At 64.0% G+C, this 25,685-nt stretch carries 26 protein-coding genes; 9 read left to right on the plus strand and 17 right to left on the minus strand.

What is annotated here, in order from left to right; all coding sequences use genetic code 11:
- Nucleotides 1–189: 189 nt before the first annotated feature.
- Nucleotides 190–528, plus strand: a complete 339-nt coding sequence (locus J2S96_RS05715) for a hypothetical protein (protein ID WP_306860800.1) — start codon at nt 190–192, stop codon at nt 526–528.
- On the opposite strand, the gene J2S96_RS05720 is transcribed toward J2S96_RS05715, so the two are convergent.
- The 5 genes from J2S96_RS05720 to J2S96_RS05740 all read right to left on the minus strand — a co-directional run bounded on the left by J2S96_RS05720 (nt 525) and on the right by J2S96_RS05740 (nt 6,177).
- The gene (locus tag J2S96_RS05720) at nt 525–1,151 is read right to left on the minus strand and encodes a phosphatase PAP2 family protein (protein WP_370873003.1); all 627 of its coding nucleotides are present in this window, start codon (nt 1,149–1,151) and stop codon (nt 525–527) included. The two genes, J2S96_RS05715 and J2S96_RS05720, sit on opposite strands and share 4 nt — an antisense overlap.
- Entirely contained in the window at nt 1,108–2,667 is a 1,560-nt protein-coding gene (locus J2S96_RS05725) for a dihydrolipoamide acetyltransferase family protein (protein ID WP_306860804.1), read from the minus strand. The genes J2S96_RS05720 and J2S96_RS05725 overlap by 44 nt, the downstream gene beginning before the upstream one ends.
- Nucleotides 2,668–2,724: 57 nt before the next feature.
- Nucleotides 2,725–3,705, minus strand: a complete 981-nt coding sequence (locus J2S96_RS05730) for an alpha-ketoacid dehydrogenase subunit beta (RefSeq protein ID WP_306860805.1) — start codon at nt 3,703–3,705, stop codon at nt 2,725–2,727.
- The gene (pdhA, locus tag J2S96_RS05735; protein ID WP_306860807.1) at nt 3,705–4,913 is read right to left on the minus strand and encodes a pyruvate dehydrogenase (acetyl-transferring) E1 component subunit alpha; all 1,209 of its coding nucleotides are present in this window, start codon (nt 4,911–4,913) and stop codon (nt 3,705–3,707) included. Before pdhA ends, J2S96_RS05730 begins: the two co-directional genes overlap by 1 nt.
- Before the next feature lie 145 nt (nt 4,914–5,058).
- Nucleotides 5,059–6,177 carry a histidinol-phosphate transaminase gene (locus J2S96_RS05740; protein ID WP_306860809.1) on the minus strand — a complete coding sequence of 373 codons (1,119 nt, stop codon included), beginning with the start codon at nt 6,175–6,177 and terminating at the stop codon, nt 5,059–5,061.
- 90 nt (nt 6,178–6,267) lie between these two features.
- Between J2S96_RS05740 and J2S96_RS05745 the strand changes: the two genes are divergently transcribed.
- Complete coding sequence (locus tag J2S96_RS05745; RefSeq protein WP_306860811.1) at nt 6,268–6,693, plus strand: phage holin family protein; 426 nt, start codon at nt 6,268–6,270, stop codon at nt 6,691–6,693.
- Nucleotides 6,694–6,726: 33 nt separating this feature from the next.
- On the opposite strand, the gene J2S96_RS05750 is transcribed toward J2S96_RS05745, so the two are convergent.
- Nucleotides 6,727–8,097, minus strand: a complete 1,371-nt coding sequence (locus J2S96_RS05750; RefSeq protein ID WP_306860812.1) for a hypothetical protein — start codon at nt 8,095–8,097, stop codon at nt 6,727–6,729.
- Nucleotides 8,097–8,405 carry a hypothetical protein gene (locus J2S96_RS05755; RefSeq protein WP_306860814.1) on the minus strand — a complete coding sequence of 103 codons (309 nt, stop codon included), beginning with the start codon at nt 8,403–8,405 and terminating at the stop codon, nt 8,097–8,099. The genes J2S96_RS05750 and J2S96_RS05755 overlap by 1 nt, the downstream gene beginning before the upstream one ends.
- 191 nt (nt 8,406–8,596) lie before the next feature.
- Between J2S96_RS05755 and purB the strand changes: the two genes are divergently transcribed.
- The 3 genes from purB (at nt 8,597) to J2S96_RS05770 (ending at nt 11,431) form a co-directional block, all read left to right on the plus strand.
- Nucleotides 8,597–10,039 carry an adenylosuccinate lyase gene (purB, locus tag J2S96_RS05760; protein WP_306860816.1) on the plus strand — a complete coding sequence of 481 codons (1,443 nt, stop codon included), beginning with the start codon at nt 8,597–8,599 and terminating at the stop codon, nt 10,037–10,039.
- A gap of 104 nt (nt 10,040–10,143) precedes the next feature.
- Complete coding sequence (locus J2S96_RS05765) at nt 10,144–10,803, plus strand: histidine phosphatase family protein (protein ID WP_306860818.1); 660 nt, start codon at nt 10,144–10,146, stop codon at nt 10,801–10,803.
- A gap of 124 nt (nt 10,804–10,927) precedes the next feature.
- Nucleotides 10,928–11,431 (plus strand): GNAT family N-acetyltransferase, encoded by a 504-nt coding sequence (locus tag J2S96_RS05770; RefSeq protein WP_306860820.1) that lies wholly within the window; start codon nt 10,928–10,930, stop codon nt 11,429–11,431.
- A gap of 35 nt (nt 11,432–11,466) precedes the next feature.
- Here the strand turns inward: J2S96_RS05770 and J2S96_RS05775 are convergent, their stop codons facing one another.
- Nucleotides 11,467–12,360, minus strand: coding sequence for a cytochrome c oxidase assembly protein (locus tag J2S96_RS05775; protein WP_306860823.1), 894 nt, complete (start codon nt 12,358–12,360; stop codon nt 11,467–11,469).
- Between the two features lie 150 nt (nt 12,361–12,510).
- Between J2S96_RS05775 and J2S96_RS05780 the strand changes: the two genes are divergently transcribed.
- A complete protein-coding gene (locus J2S96_RS05780; protein ID WP_306860826.1) occupies nt 12,511–12,945 on the plus strand; it encodes an acyl-CoA thioesterase in 435 nt (144 codons plus the stop codon).
- 69 nt (nt 12,946–13,014) lie between these two features.
- Here J2S96_RS05780 and J2S96_RS05785 read toward each other — a convergent pair whose 3' ends face one another.
- The 9 genes from J2S96_RS05785 to J2S96_RS05825 all read right to left on the minus strand — a co-directional run bounded on the left by J2S96_RS05785 (nt 13,015) and on the right by J2S96_RS05825 (nt 21,510).
- On the minus strand, nt 13,015–13,866 hold the full coding sequence (locus tag J2S96_RS05785; RefSeq protein WP_306860828.1) for a hypothetical protein: 852 nt from the start codon (nt 13,864–13,866) through the stop codon (nt 13,015–13,017).
- The gene (locus J2S96_RS05790) at nt 13,863–14,183 is read right to left on the minus strand and encodes a PadR family transcriptional regulator (protein ID WP_306860830.1); all 321 of its coding nucleotides are present in this window, start codon (nt 14,181–14,183) and stop codon (nt 13,863–13,865) included. Before J2S96_RS05790 ends, J2S96_RS05785 begins: the two co-directional genes overlap by 4 nt.
- 213 nt (nt 14,184–14,396) lie before the next feature.
- Complete coding sequence (locus J2S96_RS05795; protein ID WP_306860832.1) at nt 14,397–14,831, minus strand: hypothetical protein; 435 nt, start codon at nt 14,829–14,831, stop codon at nt 14,397–14,399.
- 117 nt (nt 14,832–14,948) lie between these two features.
- Nucleotides 14,949–15,785, minus strand: coding sequence for an HpcH/HpaI aldolase family protein (locus J2S96_RS05800; RefSeq protein ID WP_306860834.1), 837 nt, complete (start codon nt 15,783–15,785; stop codon nt 14,949–14,951).
- Nucleotides 15,770–16,555 (minus strand): 2-oxo-hept-4-ene-1,7-dioate hydratase, encoded by a 786-nt coding sequence (hpaH, locus tag J2S96_RS05805; protein ID WP_306860836.1) that lies wholly within the window; start codon nt 16,553–16,555, stop codon nt 15,770–15,772. The genes J2S96_RS05800 and hpaH overlap by 16 nt, the downstream gene beginning before the upstream one ends.
- A gap of 94 nt (nt 16,556–16,649) precedes the next feature.
- Nucleotides 16,650–17,738 carry a 3,4-dihydroxyphenylacetate 2,3-dioxygenase gene (gene hpaD / locus J2S96_RS05810; RefSeq protein ID WP_306860838.1) on the minus strand — a complete coding sequence of 363 codons (1,089 nt, stop codon included), beginning with the start codon at nt 17,736–17,738 and terminating at the stop codon, nt 16,650–16,652.
- Between the two features lie 56 nt (nt 17,739–17,794).
- Nucleotides 17,795–19,321 (minus strand): 5-carboxymethyl-2-hydroxymuconate semialdehyde dehydrogenase, encoded by a 1,527-nt coding sequence (gene hpaE, locus J2S96_RS05815; protein WP_306860841.1) that lies wholly within the window; start codon nt 19,319–19,321, stop codon nt 17,795–17,797.
- A 58-nt stretch (nt 19,322–19,379) separates the two neighbouring features.
- Nucleotides 19,380–20,060, minus strand: a complete 681-nt coding sequence (locus J2S96_RS05820) for a GntR family transcriptional regulator (RefSeq protein WP_306860843.1) — start codon at nt 20,058–20,060, stop codon at nt 19,380–19,382.
- The gene (locus tag J2S96_RS05825; RefSeq protein WP_306860845.1) at nt 20,053–21,510 is read right to left on the minus strand and encodes a fumarylacetoacetate hydrolase family protein; all 1,458 of its coding nucleotides are present in this window, start codon (nt 21,508–21,510) and stop codon (nt 20,053–20,055) included. Before J2S96_RS05825 ends, J2S96_RS05820 begins: the two co-directional genes overlap by 8 nt.
- 194 nt (nt 21,511–21,704) lie before the next feature.
- Between J2S96_RS05825 and J2S96_RS05830 the strand changes: the two genes are divergently transcribed.
- The 3 genes from J2S96_RS05830 (at nt 21,705) to J2S96_RS05840 (ending at nt 25,679) form a co-directional block, all read left to right on the plus strand.
- Nucleotides 21,705–23,624: an FAD-binding monooxygenase gene (locus J2S96_RS05830; RefSeq protein ID WP_306860847.1), complete on the plus strand. Its 1,920-nt coding sequence runs from the start codon at nt 21,705–21,707 to the stop codon at nt 23,622–23,624.
- A 75-nt stretch (nt 23,625–23,699) separates the two neighbouring features.
- Entirely contained in the window at nt 23,700–24,425 is a 726-nt protein-coding gene (locus J2S96_RS05835; protein ID WP_306860849.1) for an alpha/beta fold hydrolase, read from the plus strand.
- 150 nt (nt 24,426–24,575) lie between these two features.
- The gene (locus tag J2S96_RS05840; RefSeq protein ID WP_306860851.1) at nt 24,576–25,679 is read left to right on the plus strand and encodes a hypothetical protein; all 1,104 of its coding nucleotides are present in this window, start codon (nt 24,576–24,578) and stop codon (nt 25,677–25,679) included.
- Nucleotides 25,680–25,685 lie beyond the last annotated feature (6 nt).

Here is a 25,685-nt window from a genome sequence, read left to right on the forward strand (position 1 = left end):
CTTCTCGGTCCGGTGGACCGGGCCGCGTGATCCCCGCCCGGGAACTTTGACGGGGATCACGCGTTGTGGTGGGCGGTCTCACCCCGATTTTGGCCGTTTAGGGCCTTGAGGCCAGGGCGCCTCCGATAAAATTGAGGTGGCCCCCGAGGGCGCGAGCCGCCCATCACCACAACCCGTAGGGGATCCCCTTTGCTTAGTCTTCAGCCGCGCCAACGCGTCGGACACGACATTCTGCTCGCCCGCCACGGCAACCACATCACCTCCATGCGCTTCGACCGGGCAAATGACCGCATCGTGGCACTTCTCGACGACGGCTCAGTAGACAGCGCGCCGAACATGATCTCCCCGCTGCTCCAGATGCCCGAGACGTTCCGCAGCATCCTTCGCTCCGACTGGAAATTGCTGCTTGTAGTTTCTTCCGCCATGCTCGCCGTCGGAGCCCTCGCCCTGGTGCTGTCCTTTGGAATGATCGGCAGCTTGAGCGAGCAGCAACTGCGCGACCTTGCGCTGAGCTACACGTCCTACTAGCCCAGCCAGCCGCTCAGGATCCACCAAAGTCCCGCGATGACCACCCCGCCGAACAACGATCCGGCAATGACCTGGCTCCGGGTGTGGTCCCTCAGGACGACGCGGGACCAGCCGACCGCCGGCACCAGAAGCAGCAGCGGCAGCCACACCGGCCCGAACATGAGGGCAACTATGACTGCGGCCGCGGAAATTGCCGAAGCATGACCGCTGATCTTCCACACGAGGCTGACCGCGGCTAGCACCGCGATGCCGCCAATCAGGGCAAGGATCATCGCGGAGACGCTCGTCGGGGCATGGATGAGGTTGAGAACCACCAGCCCCACCACCACTGACACGAGCGCGAGCATCAGCACGGCCGTACGCTCCCTGCGATCGCTCACGTGGTGGTCGCTGAGCCTTCCGAGCCTCACCATGAGCAGGATGTAGGCCAGCGGCAGCATGCACACAAAGAACGCCGCCAGGACACCGAACCATATCGTCCCCGGGAATCCCGGCTGCACCGCAGGGCTGATGAGCAGCAAGACGGACACGACGACGGGCGGCTGGAAGACTTCAGTCAGGATCCGGGCCACCCGGCGCTCAGTCAAGCAGCAGCGCCGGCTCTTCGAGAATGGCTGCCACATCGGCCATGAAGCGGGCGGAAAGGTCCCCGTCCACCACCCGGTGATCGAATGAACCGCCGAGCGTTGTGATCCAGCGGGGAATGACCTCACCGTCGAGCACCCACGGCTTTTGCTTGATCGTGCCGAACGCGACGATTGCCACCTCGCCGGGGTTGATGATGGGCGTTCCGGTGTCGATGCCCAAGGCGCCGACGTTCGTGATGGTCAGCGAGCCGCCCTGCATCTGCGAAGGCTGGGTCTTGCCCGCGCGTGCCGTACTGGCTAGCTCGTTGAGCGCGAGGGCCAATTCCTTGAGGGAAAGGTCCTGGGCATCCTTGATGTTCGGGACCATGAGCCCTCGCGGCGTTGCCGCAGCGATACCCAGGTTCATGTAGTGCTTGACGTGGATCTCCGCTCCGCCCTTGCCGTCGGCGTTCTCCACCCAGGTCGCGTTAACGCTCGGGTTGCGTGCCGCCGCCCAAATCACGGCCTTCGACAGAATCAACAGGGGCGATATCTTGATCCCCTCAAAGTCCCTGGAGGCCTTGAGCCGCTTGACGAATTCCATCGTGCGGCTGGCATCGACATCAACAAAGATGCTCACATGCGGCGCCGTGAAGGCCGATTCCACCATGGCCTTCGCGGTGGCCTTGCGGACCCCCTTGACCGGGATCCGTTCCACCCGCTGATCCTGTGGTTTCTTGGAGGCGCCCCAGAACTTATCTGCTTGGTCCACCTCGGCGTCGCGCTGGGACTGGTAGCTGACCAGGTCCTCGCGGGTTACCTCGCCGCGGGATCCCGTGGGAACGACGTCGGCAAGGTCAATCCCAAGGTCGCGGGCGATCTTGCGCACGGGAGGCTTGGCCAACACCCGGTTGACGAGGCCGCTGACCGTCGCACCCAGGCCCGTGAGGCCCGGCGCCTGGTTTGCAGCTGCCTGGTTTGCTGCGGCCTGGCTTGCTGACGTGGGCTGGTTTGCGGACGTGGGCTGCTGTGCCGCGCTCGGGGCGGCCGCGGGTGCCGCGCTCGTGGGCTGCTGTGCCGCGCTCGGGGCGGCCGCGAGGACAGCGGTAACGCCTCCCGGACGCTTGCGCGGGCGGCGCTTGACGGCGTCGGCCTTTGGACCTGAGCCGACCAGCGGACCGCCGGCGGGGCCGCCGTCGGGCGTTCCGGCGTCGTCGGGCAACTTGCCGTACATCAGGGTCTCTTCGAGCTGCTCCGCGGCAGGCTCAGCGGACGCTGGCGGCACCCCCGCAGGCGAAGCCGGCGCCGGGGTGGGCCGTTGTTCTTCCGACGCGCTGTCCGAAATGCCGATAATCGGGGTTCCTACTTCAACCGTGATGCCCTCGGCAACGAGCAATTCCGCCACGGTACCGGCGTACGGCGAGGGCAATTCCACGAGGGACTTGGCGGTCTCGATCTCGCAGATGACGTCGTTGATGGCAACGGTGTCGCCCGGCTTGACCTTCCACGAGACGATTTCGGCCTCGGTCAGGCCTTCGCCGACATCCGGCAGGTTGAATTTCTTAACAGTCACTTAGGTCCTCGATCTCGGCTGGCCCGGCCGCTTGGCGGCGGGTGCAATCAGGGGCGGCTAGTAGGCCAGGGAACGGTCCAGGGCTTCGAGCAGCTTGTCGATGTCCGGCAAGTAGTCCTCTTCCACCTTCGCCACGGGATACGGCATGTGGAAACCGCCCACGCGGATCACCGGAGCCTCGAGGTGCAGGAACGCACGCTCGCTGATCCGCGCGGAGATCTCGCCGCCGATCCCGCCGAACGTCGGGGCTTCGTGCGCAACGATCAAGCGGCCGGTTTTCTTGGCCGAAGCGGTGACGGTGTCGAAGTCGATGGGTGAAATCGAGCGAAGGTCGATCACCTCGATGCTGCGCCCGTCCTCTTCCGCCGCCGCTGCGGCGGCCAGGGCGACCGGTACAAGCGGCCCGTAGGCCACGATGGTGGCGTCGGAGCCTTCCCGCAGGACGTGCGCCTGGAACGGGTCCGACGCCGGCCCTGGGGCGTCGGTGTCCACCTCGCCCTTCAGCCAGTAGCGGCGCTTGGGTTCGAAGAAGATGACCGGGTCCGTGCAGTCAACAGCCTGCTGGATCATCCAGTAGGCGTCGTGGGCGTTGGAGGGCGTAATGATCCGCAGCCCGGCGGTGTGCGCAAACAGCGCTTCCGGCGATTCCGAGTGATGTTCGATCGAGCCGATCCCGCCGCCATAGGGAATGCGGATGACCACGGGAACGGTCAGCTTGCCGCCGCTGCGCGAATGCATCTTTGCCAGTTGGGTGGTGATCTGGTTGAACCCAGGGAACACAAAGCCATCGAACTGGATTTCGCAGATAGGACGGTAGCCGCGCAAGGCCAGGCCGATGGCGGTGCCGACGATGCCGGACTCAGCCAGCGGGGTATCCACTACCCGGTCTACGCCGAACTCCCTGACAAGTCCGTCGGTCACGCGATAGACGCCACCCAACGGCCCGATGTCTTCCCCCATGAGCAAGGACTTCGGGTTGTTGGTGAGCGAGGCCCGCAGGCCTTCGTTGATGGCCTTGGCAATCGTCATGGTGGACATCAGTTGCTCGTCCCCTCTTCCTCGTCGCCTTCGAATCCGGCGGAGTATTCCTCGAACCAAGCAAGCTCCTCGGCCACCAGCGGGTGCGGCTCGGCATAGACCCCCGCGAATGACTCGCGGAAGTCCGGGCCCTGCAGACTTTGGGTGGTGCTGCGGACGTGGGCTGCGAGTTTGTCGCCGTCAACCTTGACTTGCTCAAAGAACGCATCGTCGGCCAAGCCCTCGTTGCGGAGATATTTCTCCAGGCGATCCAAGGGATCCTTGCCACGCCACGCCGTTTCCTCAGCCGTTTCGCGGTACTTGGTGGGGTCGTCCGCCGTGGTGTGGGCACCGACGCGATACGTATACGCCTCAATGAGCACCGGCCCGCGGCCCTCGCGCGCATGCTCAAGCGCCCACTCGGTGACCGCATGGACGGCGATGACGTCGTTGCCGTCCACCCGGATGCCCGGGAAGCCGTATCCCTTGGCCCGGTTGAACAAGGGAACCTTGGTTTGGACCTCGGTGGGGACCGAGATGGCCCAGTGGTTGTTCTGGCAGAAGAACACCACGGGAGCGTTGTAGGACGCGGCGAAGACCATGGACTCGTGAACGTCGCCTTCGGAGCTGGCACCGTCGCCGAAGTAGGCCACAACGGCAGCCTTCGGGTCATTGGAACCATTGGCTTCCGCGAGCTTCTGGTCGCGCTGGATTCCCATGGCGTACCCAACGGAATGCAGCGTCTGCGCCGCAAGCACGAGCGTGTAGAGATGGAAGTTGTTTTCGGTGGGATCCCATCCACCATTCGAAATTCCGCGGAAAAGCTTCAGGAGTTCCGCCAGATCCACATCACGAGTCAGCGCAACACCGTGTTCCCGGTATGTGGGGAAGATGTAATCCTGCCGCTGGGTGGCACGGCCGGAGCCGATCTGGGCGGCTTCCTGGCCGGTGAGGGGAACCCAAAGAGCGAGTTCGCCTTGGCGCTGAAGGGCCGTGGCCTCCTGGTCGAAACGGCGCACCTTGGCCATATCGGCGTAGAAGCCCCGGAGCTGCTCAGGATCAAGGCGCTTGGCGTAGTCCGAGAAGACGGGATCTGTCCCTAGCTTGCCGTCCGGCCCCAGCAGCTGGATCATCTCGGCAGCGGGATCGCTTGAAGAGCCTCCCGCGGGAGACTGCTGATCCAGTCCCGTTCCGTTGATCCCGGGGGTGGGCAATTGAGTTGAGCCCATTCCGTCTCCTTGCCTGCCGCAGCCAGATGCTGGAGCAATATTCGCTGATATATGCCGATTCCGGAATGCATTCCGGAATCGGCATATCTTGGCTTTCGTCCCTTACTTTATCCGCAGTAAGGGACACAGGGGCATTTGTTAACCGCTAGGAAGCCTGCGGCGCTTTTGTATAGGACGCACAGAGCTCCAGGAATCGGGTATTGGCCTCGACCTCTCCGATGCTGACCCGCACGCCTTCGTTGCCGAAGGCCCGCACGGACAGCGCCCGTTCGCCTGCCAGTCCGGCAAATTCGGCGCTGCTCTCTCCAAGATTCAGCCACACGAAGTTGCCCTGCGCCTCAGGCACGAACCATCCCAGCTCCCGGAGTCCTGCGGTAACGCGGTCCCGTTCATCGACGAGGCTTTGTACCCTTTCAACAACTTGGTCGAAATTCTCCAAGGAAGTAATGGCAGCGCGTTCGGCAATCTGCGAAACGGCAAACGGCGTTGCAGTGACGCGCAGGTGCTGCGTGAGTTCCGGACCGGAAACGCTGTATCCGACGCGCAGTCCCGCAAGGCCGTGGGCCTTGGAAAAGGTGCGCAGGACCACGACGTTGGGGTACTTGCGGTACAACTTGATACCGTCCACGGCGTTCTCGCTCCTGACGAACTCCTGGTAGGCCTCGTCGATAACAACGACGACGCCCGCCGGAACTGACTGGATGAACCGTTCGGTCTCCTCGGCGGTGAGGATGGGACCCGTGGGATTGTTTGGAGTGCAGAGCAAAATCACCTTGGTGCGGACGGTGACAGCGGCCGCCATGGCCTCGAGATCGTGGCGTCCATCGGAAAGCAATGGAACCTGGACGCTTTCGGCCCCGGCCAGCCCCACGCTGATCGGATAAGCCTCGAACGAGCGCCAGGCATAGATGACCTCGTCAGCCTTGCCGTCGTGGTTCTGTCCGGCAAAGGTGCAAAGGATCTGGTTCAGGGCCCCGAGGCTTCCGGCACCGGTGACGACGTCGTCAGCGGGGATGCCCAGGAAGTCAGCGAGCGCAGTGCGCAGCTTGGTGGACAGCGGGTCCGGGTACCGGTTGATGTCCGACTGATCAGCAATCGCCTCAAGCACAGCGGGAATCGGGGGTAGCGGGTTTTCATTGGACGACAGTTTGTAACTGGTCAGGCCCGCTATCGCTGCAGGCGGCTTGCCTGCAGCATATTTTGGGAGCCTGTCCACAACCGGGCGGGGACGCACGCCCTCCGGTGCGTTGTCAGAAGAATTCATGGCACCAGCCTACTGGCAGGGCTTTGGGCCATGCTGGCGAGCCCTCCGGCTAGCTCCTGCGAAAGCAAGCGCATATGAAAGCATGGGCGTATGGGTTCATTCATTGTGCGTGTCCTGATCAACGGGCTGGCCCTTTGGGTTGCCAGCTGGATTCTGCCCGGCATGGATATTTCCACTTCGGCTACCACCAAGGCAGTAAGCAACGCGGGGGTCACACAAGGCGACGAAACCTTGGGCGTGATTCTTGCCTATCTCTTCATAGGGCTCATTTTCGGCATCGTCAACGCCTTAGTCCGGCCTTTGGTCAAGCTTCTCTCCCTTCCGATCACGATCCTTACCCTCGGCCTGTTCACCATTGTCATCAACGCGGCCATGTTGTCCCTGACGGCGTGGCTCAGCAGCTACACGCCGGTACACCTCACCATCGACCGCTTCTTCTGGACCGCAGTCCTCGCCGCGATCATCATCAGCCTGATCTCCATGGTGGCCAGTTGGATTCCGGGTGGGAGGCGGTAGGGAGCCTTACGCCGGCATCTTCGTCCGCTTTTCTCACCGCCCTCCCCGCGGGGCACGGTGTGCCTCGCGGGTCAGCTTGAACCGGCTGGCCTTGGCTACTCCGCCAACGCCCAGCATTCCGGCCAGCGTGGCTGTCGAGGCGGCCAGTGAAGGATCGGAACTGCGCTGCACCAGCTTTGCCCCTTCCTCGTAGCCCGAGAGCTTGTGCGCCAGCCCGATGCCCGGGTTTTCGCCGGGTTCCAGGATCACCGGGTTCGTCATGGTCACCGTAACCCTGTCCTTGGTGTCCGGATTCGCTTTGCCTTCCGCACCGGGAACCCAGTCATGTTCGTGCTCGAGATGCAGGCTCCCGATGCCCGTTTGCGGCGTGATCCCGCCCACCGGTGATCCGGCCGTCACCACAAAACGGAGGTTATATTCGGCGAGGAACGCTTTGTCCTGTGCCAGGTTCATGGCATGGATACCGCCTTGGCTGTGGCCGACTGCCACCACCGTTTCGCCGGCCGCCGCGCCTGCCTGATGCAATGCCTGACGGATGGCCTTGCTGGTTTCGGTCGAGTTGTATCCCAGCGCTTCGGCGATACCGGCTTCGTCCAAAGGATTTCTGCCTCCCGGCGGATTGCCGGGCTGGGTTCCCGGAATCAACACCACCCACGCCCGTTCTCCCTCCTTATCTACCTGGACCACTTCAATTTCGCCCTCTGAAGCGGCAGCGACGTGACCCAATTCCCGGAGCATTCCTGCGGCCGAAAGGTCCACGCTCTTGGTGGCTGTTTCTCCCTTGCTCACCGAAATAGGGCGCGGCCTGAGGAAGGCGAATGCGGGAATCGCCACGATGGCCCTGACCATGGCACCGGCGTCGCTTGGTCCGGCGATGGCACCTGCGAGGTTGGCCGCTGCCGGCGGCAACCCCATCATCGATGCCAGAATCCGGGAGAGGTCCTGGACGATTCCTTCTGTGACTCCCCGGGCCCCAAGATCCAAACGATTCGGGCCGTTCCCGAGGTCCGGCATTCCCAGGCCCATTCGTAGCCTGATCGCCATGTGTGATTCAGCAAACTCGTATTCACGGTGGCTTGCCCTGACGCCATCACTAATTCGCTGGAGCTGTTCGCGGACCCGTCCAATCTCCCGGCCGCTCTCACCGACCGCGATAATCGCCCTGCTTCCACTCGCGTAGGAGGAGGCCTGATGTGGGAAGAGTGCCACCCTCACCGCTTCAGCCTCCACCTCAATGGCCTGCAGTTGGAGCGCCAGCCCGTCCAGCGCGGCAGCGCCTGCATGGAGTTCTTCGAATTGGAAGTGGATTCCTCCGACGCCACCGCGTATCCGCAGTGTGCCATCCGGCTCGGGTGCCCGGGGGCGGGGAGGTCCGCCCCCGCCGATCGGAGCGACCTCAGCCATCAGAAGCCCGGCAGGGGTTTCAATGCAACATTCCGGGCATGGCGGAGGGTCGCCGCAGCGGCCTCGCGCAAGGCATCGCGCCCTCTGCGAAGGGAGGCAGCCTGCAAAGCCAGCGTGGTCCGGTAGGCGCGGCCGGCGGGCGACTCCCATTGCTCAAGTTGCAACTGCGCCAGTTTGGCAAGAACTGCGTCTGCTTGCTCGGCGCAGGCGCTCATCCTCGATCCGAGCTTCTGGATCTCCCCGGCTCGAGAAATACATTGCTGCGAATCCAGATCCGTTCCCCCGGCCGCCACAAGAATGCTGCTCAAGACCGTGCCTCCTCTGTGTCATCGGATGTTGTGGCACCGACGCTACGTTGAGCTCCGAAGGTGCGGAACCGAGGTGCCCGGCTATGTGGATAACCTGCCGGAAACGTCACTTCGAAGGGGAAGCCGAGGTCTTGTCCACATAGAGAAGGCCGGCTTAATGGCACGAGCCGAGTTCATGAAAGAATTGCCTCATGCCTGAAACCGTCGCCGCCGCTGTAACCCGTACGCCCTCTGGACGCCTGGCTCTCGCCGAGTCGCCGGAGCCGATCGCCTTGGGCCCGCTGGACGGCCGCTATCAGTCCGCCGTCGCTCCCCTGGTCGACTACCTGTCCGAGGCCGCGCTCAACCGGGACCGCGTGGCCGTCGAAGTCGAATGGCTCATCCACCTGACCAGCAACAACGTACTTCCCGGCGCCGCGCCCCTCACCAGCGAACAGCAGGAGAAGCTGCGCGCCATTGTCACCGAGTTCGACGCCGCTTCAGTCGCGGAACTCGCTGAAATCGAAGCCGTCACAGTCCACGACGTCAAGGCGGTTGAGTACTACATCGGCCGCCGCCTCCCGGCGATCGGTATCGAGAACCTGACCGCAATGGTGCACTTCGGCTGCACATCGGAAGACATCAACAACCTTTCCTACGCCTTGGGCGTCAAGGGTGCCGTGGAAGATGTCTGGCTCCCTGCTGCCAGTGCCTTGGTGAAGCAGATCGAGGCGATGGCAGAGGAGAACCGAGCCGTCCCCATGCTTTCCCGCACGCACGGCCAGCCGGCAACTCCCACAACCCTTGGCAAGGAACTGGCAGTCATCGCGCACCGCCTCAGCCGCCAGCTGGACCGCGTTTCCAAGACCCAGTACCTGGGCAAGATCAACGGCGCTACCGGCACTTATGCAGCGCATGTCGCTTCCGTTCCCGGCGCCGATTGGGAGGCCGTAGCCCGGTCCTTCGTTGAGGGCCTGGGACTGACGTGGAATCCGCTGACAACGCAGATCGAAAGCCACGACTGGCAGGCCGAGCTCTATGCCGATGTCGCCCGCTTCAACCGCATTCTGCACAACGTCTGCACGGACATCTGGAGCTACATCTCGATTGGCTACTTCCGGCAGATCCCGGTTGCCGGCGCCACCGGCTCCTCCACTATGCCGCACAAGGTCAACCCGATCCGCTTCGAAAATGCCGAGGCCAACCTGGAAATTTCCAACGGACTGTTGGACACTCTCGGCGCCACACTGGTCACTTCCCGCTGGCAGCGGGACCTCACCGATTCTTCCTCGCAACGCAACATCGGCGTCGCATTCGGGCACTCGCTCCTGGCAATCTCGAATGTTGCCAAGGGGTTGAAAGCACTTGACGTTGCCGAGGAGGTACTGGCAGCCGATCTCGACACCAACTGGGAAGTCCTCGGCGAGGCGATCCAGATGGTCATGCGCGCTGAGGCAATCGCCGGCGTCGAGGGCATGGAGAACCCGTACGAGCGTCTCAAGGACCTCACCCGTGGTCAGCGCGTCGATGCCGTCCGCATGCAGGAGTTCGTCTCGAGCCTGGGCTTGTCGCCCGAAGCCGAAGCACGCCTCCTGGCACTCACTCCGGGCAAGTACACCGGTATCGCGGACCAGTTGGTGGACCACCTGAAGTAAAACGCTGCCCGGCGGAAAGCGCAGGAATCGATCGTCCGGCCGTGCTGCGGAATGAGCGGCGTGTCGGCCCGGCACTTGGGTGCCGGGCCTGATTGGCTGAAATCATGAGGCTCTTGCTTATCCGCCACGGGCAGACCCCGGGAAACGTCTTGGGGCAATTGGACACAGCGTTCCCCGGTCCGGGACTGACTGACCTTGGCGAACGCCAGGCCGCCGCACTCCCGGGGTCTCTCGCCAACGAGGACATAACGGCCATCTATGCATCCACGCTGGTCCGCACCCAGCTGACGGCCGCGCCGCTCGCAAAAGCCCTCGGGCTCGAGGCCACCGTTTTGCACGGCTTGCAGGAGATCGAGGCCGGGGACTTGGAGAAGCGCACCGACCACGAATCGCACCACCGGTACATGAGCACCGTTTTCGCATGGACCGACGGTGAGCTGGACCTTCGCATGCCGGGAGCCGGTGACGGCCACGGGTTCTTCGCCCGCTATGACGCTGCCATTGCCAAGGTCGCAGCGGCGGGCGACGAAACCGCCGTCGTGGTCAGCCATGGTGCCGCTATCCGTTGCTGGGCAGGCCGCCGCGCCATGGATGTTGGCCGCGATTTCGCTGCCGAGCACCAGCTGCAAAACACCGGAATCGTGGTGCTCGAGGGCGAACCGGAGATGGGCTGGCGCCTCCTCCACTGGGACCAAAGCCCCGTAGGCGGACTCGCTCTGGCCGACCGGGCGGCCGAAGATCCCACCGGCGACGCCATCGAATGACGGCTGCTTGGGGCCAACCCCACCACGCCGGTATTTCTCCGGACGCTTACGCGAAGGAAACACTGCGGTAACCCCCGCTTCCTAGGCTTGATTTGCATAACCCCTCCGGCGAAAAGAGGTTCCGATGCAGACCAATCCGCGGCTCAACATCAGGCAGGTCACTTGGGCCAACCCGGTGGGTGCAGACCTCCGCGCTGCGCAGCAAGCGGAACTGGACACCCGCTTCGGCAACTCAGACCACGAGCCCGGACCCGCACCATCGGAAGCCGACACTGCCGTTTTCGTCGTGGCCTACGAAAAGTGTTCCGGCCAGCCCCTGGGCTGTGGAGGGCTGAGGATCCTGGATGCCGAAACCGCGGAAATCAAGCGGCTATATGTTGTCCCGTATGCGAGGGGCTCCGGAGTTGCCAGCTCCATCCTTGCCGCACTGGAAGCTCAGGCACACGCCCACGGTTTCAGCGTGATCACCGCGGAAGCGGGGTCGGCCCAATCGGACGGCCGCAGCTTCTACGAGAGCGCCGGTTTCGCCGCGGTGCCCAACTTCGGCCCCTACGTCGGGGTCAGCCACTCGCGGTGCTACGCCAAGCCGATCGATTCGCGCAGCGCCTCGCACACGGCGATGGCTTAGAGGACACTGCGCTTAGGGACAATGCGCTTCCCGGATCAATCCAGGCTGCGGCCGCCCTGCCCAAGGTGTGCCCGGTTCAGGGATTCGATTTCTTCATCGCTCAGGTCATCGAAGCTCCTGGCCTCGTGTTTATCGCTCCGGGAGAACCGGACGAACATGAGGATGATGAGGGGAAGATCCACGGTCTCAGCGAGGAACCACATCAGGTCTCCCGCGAGTTGCTGGTCGCGCAACGGCGAGGGGAACCAGCCCGGCTGATTGCCCGTGACCGTGGTGGCGCCATCGAGGACTCCCGGACTGAGCCGCATCAAGACTCCCGGCACGGCGTCGGCGAGGAGCTCGATAAATACAAAGATGAATTCGACCACAATGAGCGATCCGGTTCGTCCTGCGCCGTCTTCCATGATCGGCACCGTCATGAGGAGTCCCATGGCCGGCACCAGCAGGGTCAGGATGACATCGGCTGCGGGGTTGGTCCGGAGCACGTAGAAAAACGGTGTCAGGAAGAGTGTGAACATGGCGAGTCCCAGAAGCGCCGCCACGAGCGTGTTGCTGAGCATGCGGACGAGGCGGTGCTGCAGGATCGCTTCCACCCTCGCCGCTCCCACGGGGCCGAGGGTCTTCCTTGCGAGTGTGAGCGGCTTGCCCAAGCCAATCAACAGCGGGACCACAAACAGATAGGACGTCACTTTGAGGGTGAAAGCCCACCGCAGATCGTGGCTGTAGGTTCCCGGGAAGCCAAAGCTCAGTGCCGCGAAACTGCCCAGGCCAAGGACGAAGAAGGCGAACGAATTCCACAAGGGCCAGCGGATACCGCGGCGCTTGGCGGCAATCAACCCCTTGGAATACAGGGCGACTGCGCCAATGAGAATGACCAGGGCGGGCCAATTCATTGACCACGCATCCAACACGGCCTCCAACGGTGGCATGGTCAGTGCTCCACGTCGGAAGGCCGGGCGTTCAACGCCGCTCTACGGTGGGTTTTGTCGATCTTCATCACCGTATCCATGTTACGGAGTCGCGCCAAGCATGGCACGCCGCAGGAGACGCGGGCGCCCGGCCTCAGCTAATCTCGCATTATGGAAAAGGCTGACATCACGTTCCGCACCCGCAAGTGGATACGTCCGGAAGACCTCAACGCCAACGGCACGCTGTTCGGTGGAAGCCTGCTGAAGTGGATCGACGAGGAAGCGGCTATCTACGCCATCCTCCAACTGGGAAACGGCCGCGCCGTGACCAAGTACATCTCCGAAATCAACTTCGTCAGCTCTGCCGTCCAGGGCGACCTGGTGGAGATGGGCCTGACAGCAGTCCGCTTCGGCCGGACGTCACTGACCATGCGCGCGGAGGTACGCAACATGATCACCCGTGACAGCATCCTGACCATCGAGGAAATCGTGTTCGTCAACCTCGGGCACGACGGACGGCCGGAACCGCACGGCTACACGGAAATCACCTATGACCGCGACCGCATCCCCACGCACCACTTGACGCAAACGCTCCAAGAGGACTGAGCGCCCGGCGTCGGGCCCTCCCGACGGAACGGTTCCTGTCGTCCATTGGGCGGCCTGGACTGGCTTCACCTAGGCGTGGCGGATTGCCGGAATTCCCCGGGCGGAACTGGTCAGTGCCGCCACTGATGCCGTGCCGGCGACTGCAAGCACGACGATGACGGGAACGACGCTGCCGAACAAAGCTGCGTCGCCGGCAAGGATCACTGCCGCAATGTCGCACACGCTCATTGTTGCCAGGACCAGTGCGAGCGGCACGGCGAGCAACGCCGGTAGCTGCAGCGTCGAAGCTCCGATCTCCAGACGTTGGAGGCTCACCGCAGCCCCTATGCCCAGGCACCCCAAGAAGGCTGCCAGGCCGACGAGCCACCCGATCAAGACAGCGGACGCGATCGTTGGAGTCTCCGCGACGGCGTTCGACTGGCTCATCAGGACCAGTGCGAGCATGACGGCTGCCTCGATGACCCCCAGGACCACGGCTGGAAGCAGGGGCTTCAGGGCAAACCAGGCCCGTGACCGGGTTACCGGCAGGACCGCCCGGATGAGCAGGAAGATCGCGGCGGCCAGCGCAAGCAGCCAACCGACCGTGAACAGCCCCAGGCCGCAGTACAGCAGAATGCGAACGGTCATGCCCGCACCGGCACCGGGCGGGTCAAGCAGCGCCTTGTTCGCTGCGGGTGCGACCAGAAAACCGGCGCACCACGCGATCCATGTGGTCGAAACACTGGCTAGCAACCTTCGACGGAGTCCGTCCGCTCCGGGGAAGACCGGCCGGACCCATGCCCGGACAGCACCCCACAAAAGATCAGCCGTGGTCCGCGCTGAGCCAGGGAGGCTGTCCACCAACTCGTCGAGCTCATCGCCGTAACGGGCGCGGAACGACGGCGGATACCACCGCAGCACCCGCCGGGCAAAGCGCCTCACGGCTGGGCCGTCCGAAGCCGTGCAAGCCCTTCGCTGGCCAAGTTCCGCATCGCCTTCAGGCGCTCCGCCAAAACGGCCGAACCGCTGGCCGTCAGTTCATAAGGACGTCGGCGGTCCTCACCGGGCAGTGCGCGGATATGGCCCCGTTCTTCCAACCGCGCCAGCGCTCCGTAGAGCGTCCCGGGCCCGAGCGTTACGCCGGCTTGTTCTTCCGTGTCCTGGATGATCGCGTAGCCGTGTTTTGGCCCGCCCGCGAGGCTTGTGAGGATCAGCAGCGCCGGATCGGCCCAGGCCACTTCCGTCTTGTTTCGTGCCATTGCCTACTCCGTTTCATGTACTACGTGAAACGATACAGCGAACGGCGTTTGGAAGCTACCCTCAAGGCCCTTGAAGATGGGCTCACTCCACGGGCGTCCGCTGGAATTCCCCGCTTTTCACGCCCGACGACGGCGCCGCCCGCTGCGTGGCGCGGGTCGCCGTCGTCATTTGGATCCAAAGGTGGGAAGCTTCAGCGGTCGGTGCCCCGAACCCTAGATGGTTGCCTCTTTCTTCGCCGGAGGCGTCCGGCAGCTGAAGAGTTCCTGTAGTCCTGTCTTCCTGGCGATGAGGACCGTCAATGCGCGGGCCGAGGTCGAAATCGGGTCGAAATGTTGGATCGATCGCGCGCCGACGTTCCAGATGCGCTTCACCCCCAGCACCCGGTCATGCTCATCCGTAGCAACCAAGGGCGGAGTTCCCTGTCCTGCCGAGGGCCTGCGTTTCCAGCACAGGCTGACTACCGTCGCGTGCTCCCAGAACTCCACGGCAGTCACGAAGAATTCGCGCCCCTCATCATCCAGGAACAGTCCGGACTGCGGGACGTAAACCGCCCGGAGATCGTATTCCACGGGGCCTGAACGGCGTGCAGCAGGCAGTTGGGTAGTGGCTGCAGCTTGTTGAGGATTGAGATCTGGTTGCGCGACCACGGCATACTCCATTGACATTGCGAACGGCCCCCTTCCCGGCCGCCCCCGAGCGGCCTCGGGATATCCAATGTAGCCCCGTCCGGGGACCTCCGAAAGAGTACCGACTACCTACCTCACTCAGTAGCTCAACGGAGTGCCACTTGGCTCGCCGAGGGGCCCTCCGACGTCGGGACTTGCCGGAATGAACTTCTCCGCGAGGGCTTCGGTGCCTCGGGCGAGGAGCGCGACGTCGGCGCCCACCAGGACGAACGACGCACCGGCGTCCATATAGCTATGGGCCGTGCCTTCGTTGAAAGCGTTGACCCCAGCCGGTTTGCCCGCGGTCTTCGCCGCACTAAGGCAGTGTTCGACGGCGGCGCGCACCCGCGGATGTTCCTGCTGTCCCAGCAGGCCCATGGATGCCGCGAGGTCGGAGGGCCCGAGGAAGATGGCGTCGACGCCGTCGACCGCCAGGATCTCCTCCACGGCGGCGACGGCGGCCTCGGTTTCGATCTGGACCGTGAGGCTGATGGTTTCAGCGGCCCGGGCGAGGTAGTCCGGGATGCGATTCCAGCGTGAGGCGCGCGCCAATGCCGATCCCACGCCCCGAACCCCATGCGGCGGGTAACGGACGGCCGCGACGGCGGCTTTGGCTTCCACGGCGGAGTTGACCATGGGGATGAGCAGGTCCTGGACGCCCAGGTCCAGGTATTGCTTGAGGAGCACCGTGTCGTTGACCGGCGGGCGGACCACGGCCTGGACGGGGTATCCGCGGACGGCCTGCAGCTGGGCGAGGATGGATTCGAGGCCGTTGGGGCTGTGTTCGGCGTCGATCAGGAGCCAGTCCAGCCCGGCCCCGGCGCACAGTTCGGCGATGAGCGGACTGCCGGAACATACCCACATCCCGGCGAGGGGCCGGTCCATGGCGGCCAAGGCTTCGCGGAACGTGCGGTCTGGTTCTACTCGAACCGGCATGTGACAACTCCCAAGGGCCCGTAGTCGGCGTGGACGGTATCGCCTTTGTACACCCACATGGGGCGGGTGAAGGAGCCGGCGAGGATGATTTCCCCGGCCTTCAGCCCGTCACCATGCGGTGCGATCTTGTTAACGAGCCAATGCACTCCGTTGGCCGGGTGGTCCAGGACGCCTGCGGCGACGCCGGTTTCCTCAACGGTCTGGTTCTTGTACAGGATCGCCGATACCCAGCGGAGGTCGACGGCGTCCGGACGGACCGGGCGTCCGCCCACCACCATGGCACCCATGGCCGCGTTGTCCGAGATGGTATCGACGATGGTCCGGCCCTCCATCTCGATCCTGGAATCCAGGATCTCCAAGGCCGGAACCACGTAATCGGTTGCGTTCAGGACATCGAAGATGGTGCAGCCCGGGCCGGACAGGTCCTTCTTGAGCACGAACGCCAGCTCCACCTCCACCCTTGGGTGGGTGTACTGGTCCCACGCAACGGAGCAGCCCGTCTCCAGGACCATGTCGTCGAAGATGGCCCCGTAGTCCGGTTCGGTAATACCGGTGGCGGCCTGCATGGCCTTGGAGGTCAGCCCGATCTTACGGCCCACCATCGTTCGCCCGGCGTCCTCGTTCCGGCGCCGCCACAACTGCTGCACGGCATAGGAGTCCTCCACCGTCATGTCCGGATACCGGGCAGTCAGGCGCGGAACCGGGGTCCGGCTCCGGCCTGCTTCCAGTAATTCATCCGCGATGGTTTCTATCGTCTTCTGGTCAAGCATCTACACACACCCATCTCCACGCACCCATCTCCACACTTCCATCTCCACACTCCGTTCGGGTGTCCTGCGGTCAGCATACGTTGAGGCTGCGCGCCTAGAGCTGTGAGCCGACCTTGAAGCCTTTCATTTCCCCGGCGGGGCCGTCCTCGGGCTGGCGGGTGTAGGAGAAGCCGTCGGCGCCGACGGTGACGGCCATCTCGGACTTTTCCTCGCGTTCGACCACCGGTTGCGGATTGCCGTCCAGGTCCAGGACGAGGGAGGCTTCGGTGTACCAGGACGGGACCACGGGGTTGCCCCACCAGTCGCGGCGCTGGTTGTCGTGCACGTCCCAGGTGACGGTGGGGTTGTCCGGGTCCCCGGTGTAGTAGTCCTGGGTGTAGATCTCGATGCGGTGGCCGTCCGGGTCCAGGATGTACAGGTAGAAGGCGTTGGACACACCATGCCGGCCGGGGCCGCGTTCGATCCGGTCGCTGATGCGCAGGGCGCCCATCTTGTCGCAGATCTGGATGATGTTGTGTTTCTCGTGGGTGGAGAACGCGATGTGGTGCAGGCGGGGTCCGTTGCCGCCGGTCAGCGCGGTGTCGTGCACGGTCTGCTTGCGGTGCATCCACGCGGCGTACGTGACGCCGTCGGAATCCTTGATGTCCTCCGAGACTCGGAAGCCGAGGTCCTCGAGGTACTTCCGGCCGCGGGGAACATCAGGGGTGACCTGGTTGAAGTGGTCGAGGCGGACCAGTTCCCCGGCCGAGTAGAGGTCGTAGCGCTGGGTGAGGCGTTCGACGTGCTCCACGTCGTAGAAGAATTCATAGGGGAAACCCAGCGGATCCTCGACCCGGACGGAGTCGCCCACGCCCTTGGTGAAGCCGTCCTTGCGGCGCTCAACCCGGCAGCCCAACTCGCGGTAGTACGCCTCGGCGGCGTCCACCTCGGCGGGGGACTTGACCCGGTATGCGAACGCGGCGGCCGCGGCGACCGGCCCCTTCCGCAGGACCAGATTGTGGTGGATGAACTCCTCGAAGGAGCGCAGGTAGATGGTGTCCTCGTCCTCCTCGGTCACGTGCAGGCCCAGGAGGTCAACGTAGAACTCACGGGACTTGGCAAGGTCCGTGACCACGAGTTCAAGGTAGGCGCAGCGCACGATGTCCGGGGCCGGGACGGTGGGGGTAGGGACGAAGTTGGTCATGGCGTTCTCTCTTCTTTGAAAGGGCTCTGGCTGGTTCTTAAGCGCCGAACTGTGTCTTATGCACCGAATTTGGGGGTGTGGACGGTGCCGAGGGTGATGTGCACTGCCTGTTGGTCAGTGTAGAAATCGATGGAGCGGTAGCCGCCTTCGTGGCCCAGGCCGGACGCCTTGACGCCGCCGAACGGGGTCCGCAGGTCCCTGACATTGTGGCTGTTCAGCCAGACCATGCCTGCCTCGACGTTTTGTGCGAAGTTGTGGGCCCGGGTCAGGTTCTGGGTCCAGATATAGGCCGCCAGGCCGTATTTGGTGTTGTTCGCCAAGGCGAGGGCTTCGTCGTCGTTCTCGAACGGGGTGATCGCCACCACGGGACCGAAGATTTCCTCCTGGAAGATCCGCGCTTCGGGCGCGACGTCGGCGAACACCGTCGGCGCGATGTAGTTGCTGTTGTTGATCCCTTCAGGGAGGTTTTCAGGCCGGCCGCCCCCGGCGAGCAGGCGGCCTTCGGACTTGCCGATCTCCACATAGGAGGCCACCTTCGCGTAGTGCTCGGGATGGACGAGGGCACCCACTTGGGTCTTGGGATCGTGCGGATCCCCGACGACGATCTTCTTCGCGCGGGCGGCATACTTTTCGCAGAACTCGTCGTAGATCGCGCGCTCGACCAGGATCCGGGAGCCGGCGGTGCAGCGTTCCCCGTTGAGGGAGAAGACCCCGAACAGGGCCGAATCGATCGCGGCGTCCAGGTCGGCGTCGGCGAACACCACGCAGGGCGACTTGCCGCCGAGTTCCATGGACAGGCCCTTGAGGTTGGCCGCCGCATTGCGGAAGATCGTCTGCCCCGTGGTGGTCTCGCCGGTGAAGGAGATCAGGGGCACGTCCGGGTGCGTCACGAGGGCGTCGCCGGCTTCCTCGCCGAGGCCGTTGACCAGGTTGAACACGCCGTCGGGCAGGCCGGCATCCTTGAAGATCTGCGCCCAGAGCGAGGCCGAGAGCGGGGTGAATTCAGCCGGCTTCAGCACCACAGTGTTGCCGGTAGCCAGGGCCGGGGCGAGCTTCCAGGACTCGAGCATGAACGGGGTGTTCCACGGCGTGATCAAACCGGCGACGCCGATCGGCTTGCGGTTCACGTAGTTGATCTGCGAACCCGGGACCTTCATGGCGTCGTCGAACTGGGCCACGATCAGGTCCGCGAAGAAGCGGAAGTTCTCGGCCGCCCGCAGCGCCTGGCCCTTGGCCTGGGTGATCGGCAGGCCGGTGTCGAAGGTTTCGAGCTCCGCTAGGCGCTCCTCCTGGGCTTCGACGGCGTCGGCGATCCTGTTCAGGACGCGGGCACGCTCGCGGGGCTTCATCTTCGGCCACGGACCGTTGACGAAGGCTTCGCGGGCCGCGCCGACGGCGAGGTCGATGTCTTCCTTCTGCCCGGCTGCGGCGGTGGCGTAGTTGCCGTTGGATACCGGGTCCAGGACGTCGAAGGTCTTTCCGCTGACGGAGTCAACGGACTGGCCGTTGATGAAGTGCTGGATGTGGGTGGGAAGGTCCTTCGGGACGTAATGGGCGGTGGTTTCTGGAGCGGTGAACGTCATTGTTTCTCTTCCTTTGCTTTTTGCAACGCGGGGTCACTTACGGCCCATGCGGGGGCGCTTAATGGGCGCTAACTGACTCCGCGTTGCTTTGAGGTAGCGCCAGGTAGGCGTCAAGCGTGGCGCTGCGGTGGCGGCGGGCGGCTTGTTCGATGGTGTCGGCGTCGGCGTTGCTTTCAATGAGCTGAAGCAGCGCCTCGTGCTCCTTGACGGATTCCTGTGCACGCCCGGGAACGAAGCGGAACGTCGAGGCCCTGATGGAGGCGAGCCGGTTCCATCCCCGGTGCACGAGGTCCAGGATGTGCGGATTGGGGCAGTGTTCAAAGAGCACGCTGTGGAAATCCTGGTTCAGCGCGGTGAAGCGGACCGGATCGAAGTGCTCCAGGCAATCACGCATCTCCGCGTTCACTGCGCGGGCCCGGGCGATGGCCACGGAATCGATCAGGGGTGCTGACAACGCCGTGGCCGCTCCCTCGACGATGCTCAGGGTCTGCATCGTGTACAGGTATTCCGTGGGGTCGATCCCGGAGACCGTGGCGCCGACGTTGCGCTCGAATTTCACGAGTCCTTCGGCCTCCAGGCGGCGGATCGCCTCCCGGACCGGAACCACGCTCACACCAAGGTCCTCGGCGATCTTCGCCAGCACCAAACGGTAACCCGGCGTGTAGGTGCCCTCGACGATGCGTGCCTTCACGGCCGCGTACGCCTGCTCGGACTTGCTCCCTACGGCGGCCTCAGTCACTGTGCGATCCTTCCCACTCTGCGTAGCGGGCACGCCATTGAGCGTTCATCGGATACAGGCCGTCCACGCTGTTGCCCTGCTTGACCATTTCGAAGATGAAGGATTCTTCCTTCTCCTGCTCGATGCACTCGTCCACGAGCTCCCCGGCAATGGCCGGCGGGATCACCAGGATGCCGTCCGAGTCGGCCACGATGATGTCCCCGGGCTGGACCGTGGCACCGCCGCAGGCGATGGTGATGTCCGTGTCCCACGGGATGTGCCGGCGGCCCAGGACGGCGGGGTGCGGGTTGGCGAAGTAGGTGGGCATGTCCAGTCCTGCCACAGCGGAATAGTCGCGTACGCCGCCGTCGGTGATGATGGCCGCGGCGCCGCGCATCTGGGCACGCAGCGCCAGGATGTCGCCCACCGTTCCGGTGCCCTTTTCGCCGCGGGCCTCCATGACCAGGATTTCGCCTTCGTTGACGGAGTCGATGGCCCGTTTCTGCGCGTTGAAGCCGCCGCCGTGGGTCGTGAACAGATCCTCGCGATTGGGAACATAGCGCAGGGTCCGGGCCAGGCCCACGACGCGGCGCTCAGGGCGGGTGGACTGCAGTCCGTCGATGCTCACGTTGTTCAGTCCGCGCTTGCGCAACTGGCTGGACAGGGTGGCTGTGGCGACAGACTCAAGCTTCTTCTTCAGTTCCGGCGTAAGGACGGGAACGACGGCGGCGAGGCCGGCCGCTTCGCGTGAACCGTACGCTTCCTCCCGCTGCGCGTCATCGGCCTTGGGCCGGGCACCGAAGTCTGCGAGCGCCGTCGTACCCTCCGTCACCGTGGTGGTGAGACGACCCGAGCTGAAGCCGCCGGCGGTGACTTCAACCTCGATGACGTCGCCGGGCTGGGCGACTGAGGCGCCGGCCGGGGTGCCGCTCAGGATGATGTCGCCGGTTTCCAGGGTGAGGAGTTGGGACAGATCGGCAACGAGCCGCGCGAACGGAAACAGGAGTTCTTCGGTGGTGTCGTCCTGGACGAGTTCACCGTTGTGCCAGGTGCGGATGCGCAGCCCGGAGGGGTCGACGTCGGCGGCGGGGATGAGCGCGGGGCCCACCGGAGTGAAGCCATCGCCGCCCTTGGACCGGAGGTTCGAACCCTTGTCCGCGTACCGGAGGTCGTAGACACCGAGGTCGTTGCTCGCGGTGACCCACTGGACGTGCCCCCAGGCATCCTCGAGGCTCACACGGCGGGCAGGCTTGCCGATCACCAACGCGATCTCGCCCTCGTAACCGAGCAGTTCACAGCCCGCCGGACGCTCCACCGTTGAGCCGCTGAGCGCAAGGGAAGACGAAGGCTTCAGGAAGTACGACGGCTGCTCCGGCGTACGGCCGCGCTGGGCCGCCCGGCTGGGGTAGTTGATGTGCACGGCGATGACCTTGCGGGCCGCGGCCAGGATGTGGTCGGTGACCTGTTCCAAGATTCACTCCTCATCGAGTACGAAATCGTATACGAAAACTATGACCCGGGAATTTCGGGACGTCAACCCCTCTTTCGGCGCCGCCCTTGTGGCCCATGTCACGCCTGCCGTACAGTTGGAATCCAGTTCGAGGTTCAAATAAAGAATATCCAGTTCTATAATTGAACACCCACACAATGAAGTGAGGATAGTCCATGCAGTTCCACCACCACGGATATGTCTCCGGCGACCCGCGAATTCAACCGGCAGCCGGCGTCGGCATCGACCGGCCGGACGAGCTTCCCGACGAGGTCGACGTGCTCATTGTGGGCAGCGGACCTGCCGGCATGCTCGCCGCCGCGCAGTTGTCACAGTTCCCCGGAGTCACAACCCGGATCGTGGAACGCCGCGCCGGGAGGCTCGCGATCGGCCAGGCCGACGGCATCCAGGCCCGGAGCGTCGAGACCTTCCAGGCCTTCGGATTCGCCGAGCGGATCATTGCCGAGGCGTACCGGATCACCGAGATGGCATTCTGGAAGCCCGACCCCTCGGACCCTTCGCGCATCATCCGCACCGCGCGCGCCCTCGACGATCCGACGGGAGAAATCAGCGAATTCCCGCACCTCATCGTCAACCAGGCGCGCGTGCTGGACTACTTCGCGGAGTTCATGGCGAACTCACCTACCCGCATGTCCCCCGACTACGGTTACGAGTTCCGTCGCCTCGAGGTCACCGACCAGGGCGACTACCCCGTCACCGTCACCCTTCTCCACACCGCCGGACCCCACGAAGGCCAGGAGCGCATTGTCCGGGCCAAGTACGTCGTGGGGGCCGATGGCGCCCGGAGCAAAGTCCGGGAGTCGATCGGCTGCACGCTGGCCGGCGACCAAGCCAACCACGCCTGGGGTGTCATGGACGTCCTCGCCGTCACGGACTTCCCGGACATCCGCACGAAGTGCGCCATCCAGTCCGGCACCGGCGGCAGCATCCTCCTGATTCCGCGCGAAGGCGGCCACCTCTTCCGCATGTACGTCGACCTCGGCGAGGTGGACCGGAATGACAACCGTTCCGTGCGCAACACCACCATCGAAGAGATCATCGCCAAAGCCAACGAAATCCTGCATCCGTATACCCTCGATGTGCGCAACGTCGCCTGGCACAGCGTGTACGAAGTAGGCCACCGCCTCACGGACAGGTTCGACGACGTCCTGCCGGAGGAGCGCGGCACCCGCACACCGCGCGTGTTCATTGCCGGCGACGCATGCCACACCCACAGCGCCAAAGCCGGACAGGGAATGAACGTCTCCATGCAGGACGGCTTCAACCTGGCATGGAAGCTCGGACACGTGCTCGAAGGCCGCAGCCCGGAGAGCCTGCTGTCCACGTATTCGGCCGAGCGCCAGGTCATTGCCAAGAACCTCATCGACTTCGACGAAGAGTGGTCCACGCTCATGGCGAAGAAGCCCGAGGACTTTGCTGACCCCACGGAGCTGGAGAACTTCTACGTGAGCACCGCGGAATTCCCCGCCGGCTTCATGACCCAATACGCCCCGTCCGCGCTCATCGCCGAGCCCGCACACCAAAGCCTGGCCACCGGGTTCACGATCGGCAAGCGTTTCAAGTCCGCGCCGGTGGTACGCGTGTGCGATACCAACCCGCTGCAACTCGGCCACCAGGCGAAGGCGGACGGACGGTGGCGCATCTACGTCTTCGCGGACGCAAGCCAGCCCCGGACGGGACAGCAAGCCGCACCGTCGCCCCTCGTCGACTTTGCCGAGTGGATCACGAACTCGCCGGACTCGCCGCTGGCCGCAACGCCGTCGGGCGCTGACCGGGACGCGTGGTTCGACGTGAAGGTGATCTACCAGCAAGAGCACACGAGCGTCGACATCGGGGCGGTGCCGGAGGCTTTCAAGCCGCAAGTGGGACCGTTCAAGCTCACGTACCTTGAAAACGTCTACGGCACCGATCCTTCGGCGGACATCTTCGAACTGCGCGGCCTCGACCGCAACGGCGTCGTGGTGGTGGTGCGTCCGGACCAGTACGTGGCGAACGTCTTGCCCTTGACCGCGACGGCGGAACTCGCCGCATTCTTCGCGCCCCTCCTTCGGTCCGGACGGACCGCGGCAGTGTGAGCTGACCGGAGGGCCTGAGGTGTCCGGGCAACCGGAAGGGTTCATTGTGTCGGTGGCCCGTCGTAGGGTACCGGCATGGACATCATCATGGTTCCCGGATTCTGGTTGGACGCTTCTTCGTGGTCGGAGGTCACGCCGCCGCTCGTTGCTGCGGGACACACGGTCCACCCTCTTACGCTGCCTGGGCTGGAGGCCGTTGACGCCCCGAGGTCCGGGATCGGCCTCAGGGATCACATTGACGCAGTGGTGGCGGCTGTCGACGCCGTCGGCAATCCCGTTGTCCTGGTCGGCCACTCCGGCGGAGGGGCCATCATCCACGGCGCTGTCGACGCCCGCCCGGATCGCGTGGTCCGGGCGGTCTACGTTGACAGCGGGCCGCTTGGCGAGGGCGGCGTGATCAACGACGAATTGCCGGTTGAAGGCGATTCCGTGCCTTTGCCGCCATGGGAGCTTTTCGAAGATGAGGACCTCGTGGACCTCAATGACGAATTGCGGGCCGCCTTCCGCGCACGTGCCATCCCGGAACCAAAGAACGTGGCCACCGACAAACAGCGCTTGCACGATGTCCGGCGGTACGACGTCCCGGCCACCATCATCGCGTGCGAGTTCCCGTCCAGCCTGCTCGGCGAATGGATCGAGTCCGGCCATCCGTTCGTGGCCGAGCTCGCACGCATCAACGACGTCGAATTCATGGATGTGCCCACCGGACACTGGCCCCAGTTCACCAAGCCGTTCGAACTCGGGCAAGCCATTCTCGCTGCGGTTGAGGGGCGGGATAGCCCACTTACCCGTCACCCTTGACAAGTTCCGGGGGTGGAATGAATGATACGAGCCTCACCTGCTTTGTCCCCTTCCCGCGGTCAATAGCTAACTGGTGTCCGGCGTTGTCGAAAGAGCACAGTGACAATAATCGTGTGGGCGTGTTTTTCAGTCGGGTTGCTTGGCTTGCTCATGAACTGGATGAGCGTGATCGGAACGCTGATTGTGCCGCGGCCGCTGCACAGCAACCTCTCACGGGCGACCCATCTGGTCACCGCGAAAATATTCACGATCATTACGAAGCCCGTGGCCACGTACGAAGTGCGCGACCGGATCCTTGCCTGGCAGTCTCCCATGGCGCTGTTCGTCCGCCTGCTGGTTTGGGTGATCGTCTTCGACTTGTCGTTCAGTCTCATGCTTCTTCCATTCGTCGACGGTGACTTCTGGCAAGCCGCAAGCGAGGCCGGCTCCGCAATGTTCACACTCGGCTACGCTGCCCCCTCGAATGTCGGCAACACGGTGTTGGTTTACATAGCCGCGTACACCGGATTGATTGTCATCGCTTTGCAGATCGGCTACCTGCCAACGCTCTATGCGGCTTTCAACAGGCGTGAAGCGGAGGTGACGCTCCTGGTATCGAGGGCGGGCTCGCCCTCCTGGGGACCGGAGCTTCTGGTGCGGACGCGGTTCGGCATGGCCGCTCAAACCAGCACCACGGAACTGAGCGAGCTGTATCGTACGTGGGAGCGGTGGGCGGCGGATGTAGCCGAATCGCACAGCACCTACCTCACGTTGGTATGGTTCCGTTCACCCTCGCCGCAATCGAACTGGCTCAACTCCCTCCTCAGCGTCATGGATGCCGCGGCGCTGCAGCTTTCCTTGAGTCCGGGGTCAGCCCCGAGCACCAGGGCGCGGCTTGTCCTCCGGATGGGTTTCACCTGCATGAATCAAGTGGCGCGGGCAATTGGCATCCCGGTCGAGGAAGACCCCGATCCCGATTCCGAACTCGACGTGAAATTCGAAGACTTTCAAGCGGCTGTGGAACTCATGCGGACCGTCGACTACCCGGTTGAGGTGACAGCGGAACAAGCGTGGCCCCATTTCAGGGGCTGGCGCGTCAACTACGAAAAGGTCGCCTACGCACTTGCCTACGCAATCGACGCGCCGCCATCAATGTGGAGCGGCCCACGACGCTTCGCGTCCGAACCGATCATGCCGTACCGCCCAAAGAACCGCACCTCCAAGGACGTCAAACCGGACGACCCGCAAATACTCGCCCAGAGGAAGACCCAGTAACAGCGA

Source organism: Arthrobacter bambusae, from assembly GCF_030812595.1.
GTDB lineage: Bacteria > Actinomycetota > Actinomycetes > Actinomycetales > Micrococcaceae > Arthrobacter > Arthrobacter bambusae_B.

Bases quoted from the DNA above. Each gene is read 5' to 3' on its own strand.
- J2S96_RS05720 (WP_370873003.1), bottom strand. From the start codon at position 1,151: ATGTGGCAGCCATTCTCGAAGAGCCGGCGCTGCTGCTTGACTGAGCGC.
- J2S96_RS05730 (WP_306860805.1), bottom strand. From the start codon at position 3,705: ATGTCCACCATGACGATTGCCAAGGCCATCAACGAAGGCCTGCGGGCC.
- pdhA (WP_306860807.1), bottom strand. From the start codon at position 4,913: ATGGGCTCAACTCAATTGCCCACCCCCGGGATCAACGGAACGGGACTG.
- J2S96_RS05740 (WP_306860809.1), bottom strand. From the start codon at position 6,177: ATGAATTCTTCTGACAACGCACCGGAGGGCGTGCGTCCCCGCCCGGTT.
- J2S96_RS05745 (WP_306860811.1), top strand. From the start codon at position 6,268: ATGGGTTCATTCATTGTGCGTGTCCTGATCAACGGGCTGGCCCTTTGG.
- J2S96_RS05750 (WP_306860812.1), bottom strand. From the start codon at position 8,097: ATGGCTGAGGTCGCTCCGATCGGCGGGGGCGGACCTCCCCGCCCCCGG.
- purB (WP_306860816.1), top strand. From the start codon at position 8,597: ATGCCTGAAACCGTCGCCGCCGCTGTAACCCGTACGCCCTCTGGACGC.
- J2S96_RS05765 (WP_306860818.1), top strand. From the start codon at position 10,144: ATGAGGCTCTTGCTTATCCGCCACGGGCAGACCCCGGGAAACGTCTTG.
- J2S96_RS05770 (WP_306860820.1), top strand. From the start codon at position 10,928: ATGCAGACCAATCCGCGGCTCAACATCAGGCAGGTCACTTGGGCCAAC.
- J2S96_RS05775 (WP_306860823.1), bottom strand. From the start codon at position 12,360: ATGCCACCGTTGGAGGCCGTGTTGGATGCGTGGTCAATGAATTGGCCC.
- J2S96_RS05780 (WP_306860826.1), top strand. From the start codon at position 12,511: ATGGAAAAGGCTGACATCACGTTCCGCACCCGCAAGTGGATACGTCCG.
- J2S96_RS05790 (WP_306860830.1), bottom strand. From the start codon at position 14,183: ATGGCACGAAACAAGACGGAAGTGGCCTGGGCCGATCCGGCGCTGCTG.
- J2S96_RS05800 (WP_306860834.1), bottom strand. From the start codon at position 15,785: ATGCCGGTTCGAGTAGAACCAGACCGCACGTTCCGCGAAGCCTTGGCC.
- hpaH (WP_306860836.1), bottom strand. From the start codon at position 16,555: ATGCTTGACCAGAAGACGATAGAAACCATCGCGGATGAATTACTGGAA.
- hpaD (WP_306860838.1), bottom strand. From the start codon at position 17,738: ATGACCAACTTCGTCCCTACCCCCACCGTCCCGGCCCCGGACATCGTG.
- hpaE (WP_306860841.1), bottom strand. From the start codon at position 19,321: ATGACGTTCACCGCTCCAGAAACCACCGCCCATTACGTCCCGAAGGAC.
- J2S96_RS05830 (WP_306860847.1), top strand. From the start codon at position 21,705: ATGCAGTTCCACCACCACGGATATGTCTCCGGCGACCCGCGAATTCAA.
- J2S96_RS05835 (WP_306860849.1), top strand. From the start codon at position 23,700: ATGGACATCATCATGGTTCCCGGATTCTGGTTGGACGCTTCTTCGTGG.
- J2S96_RS05840 (WP_306860851.1), top strand. From the start codon at position 24,576: ATGAACTGGATGAGCGTGATCGGAACGCTGATTGTGCCGCGGCCGCTG.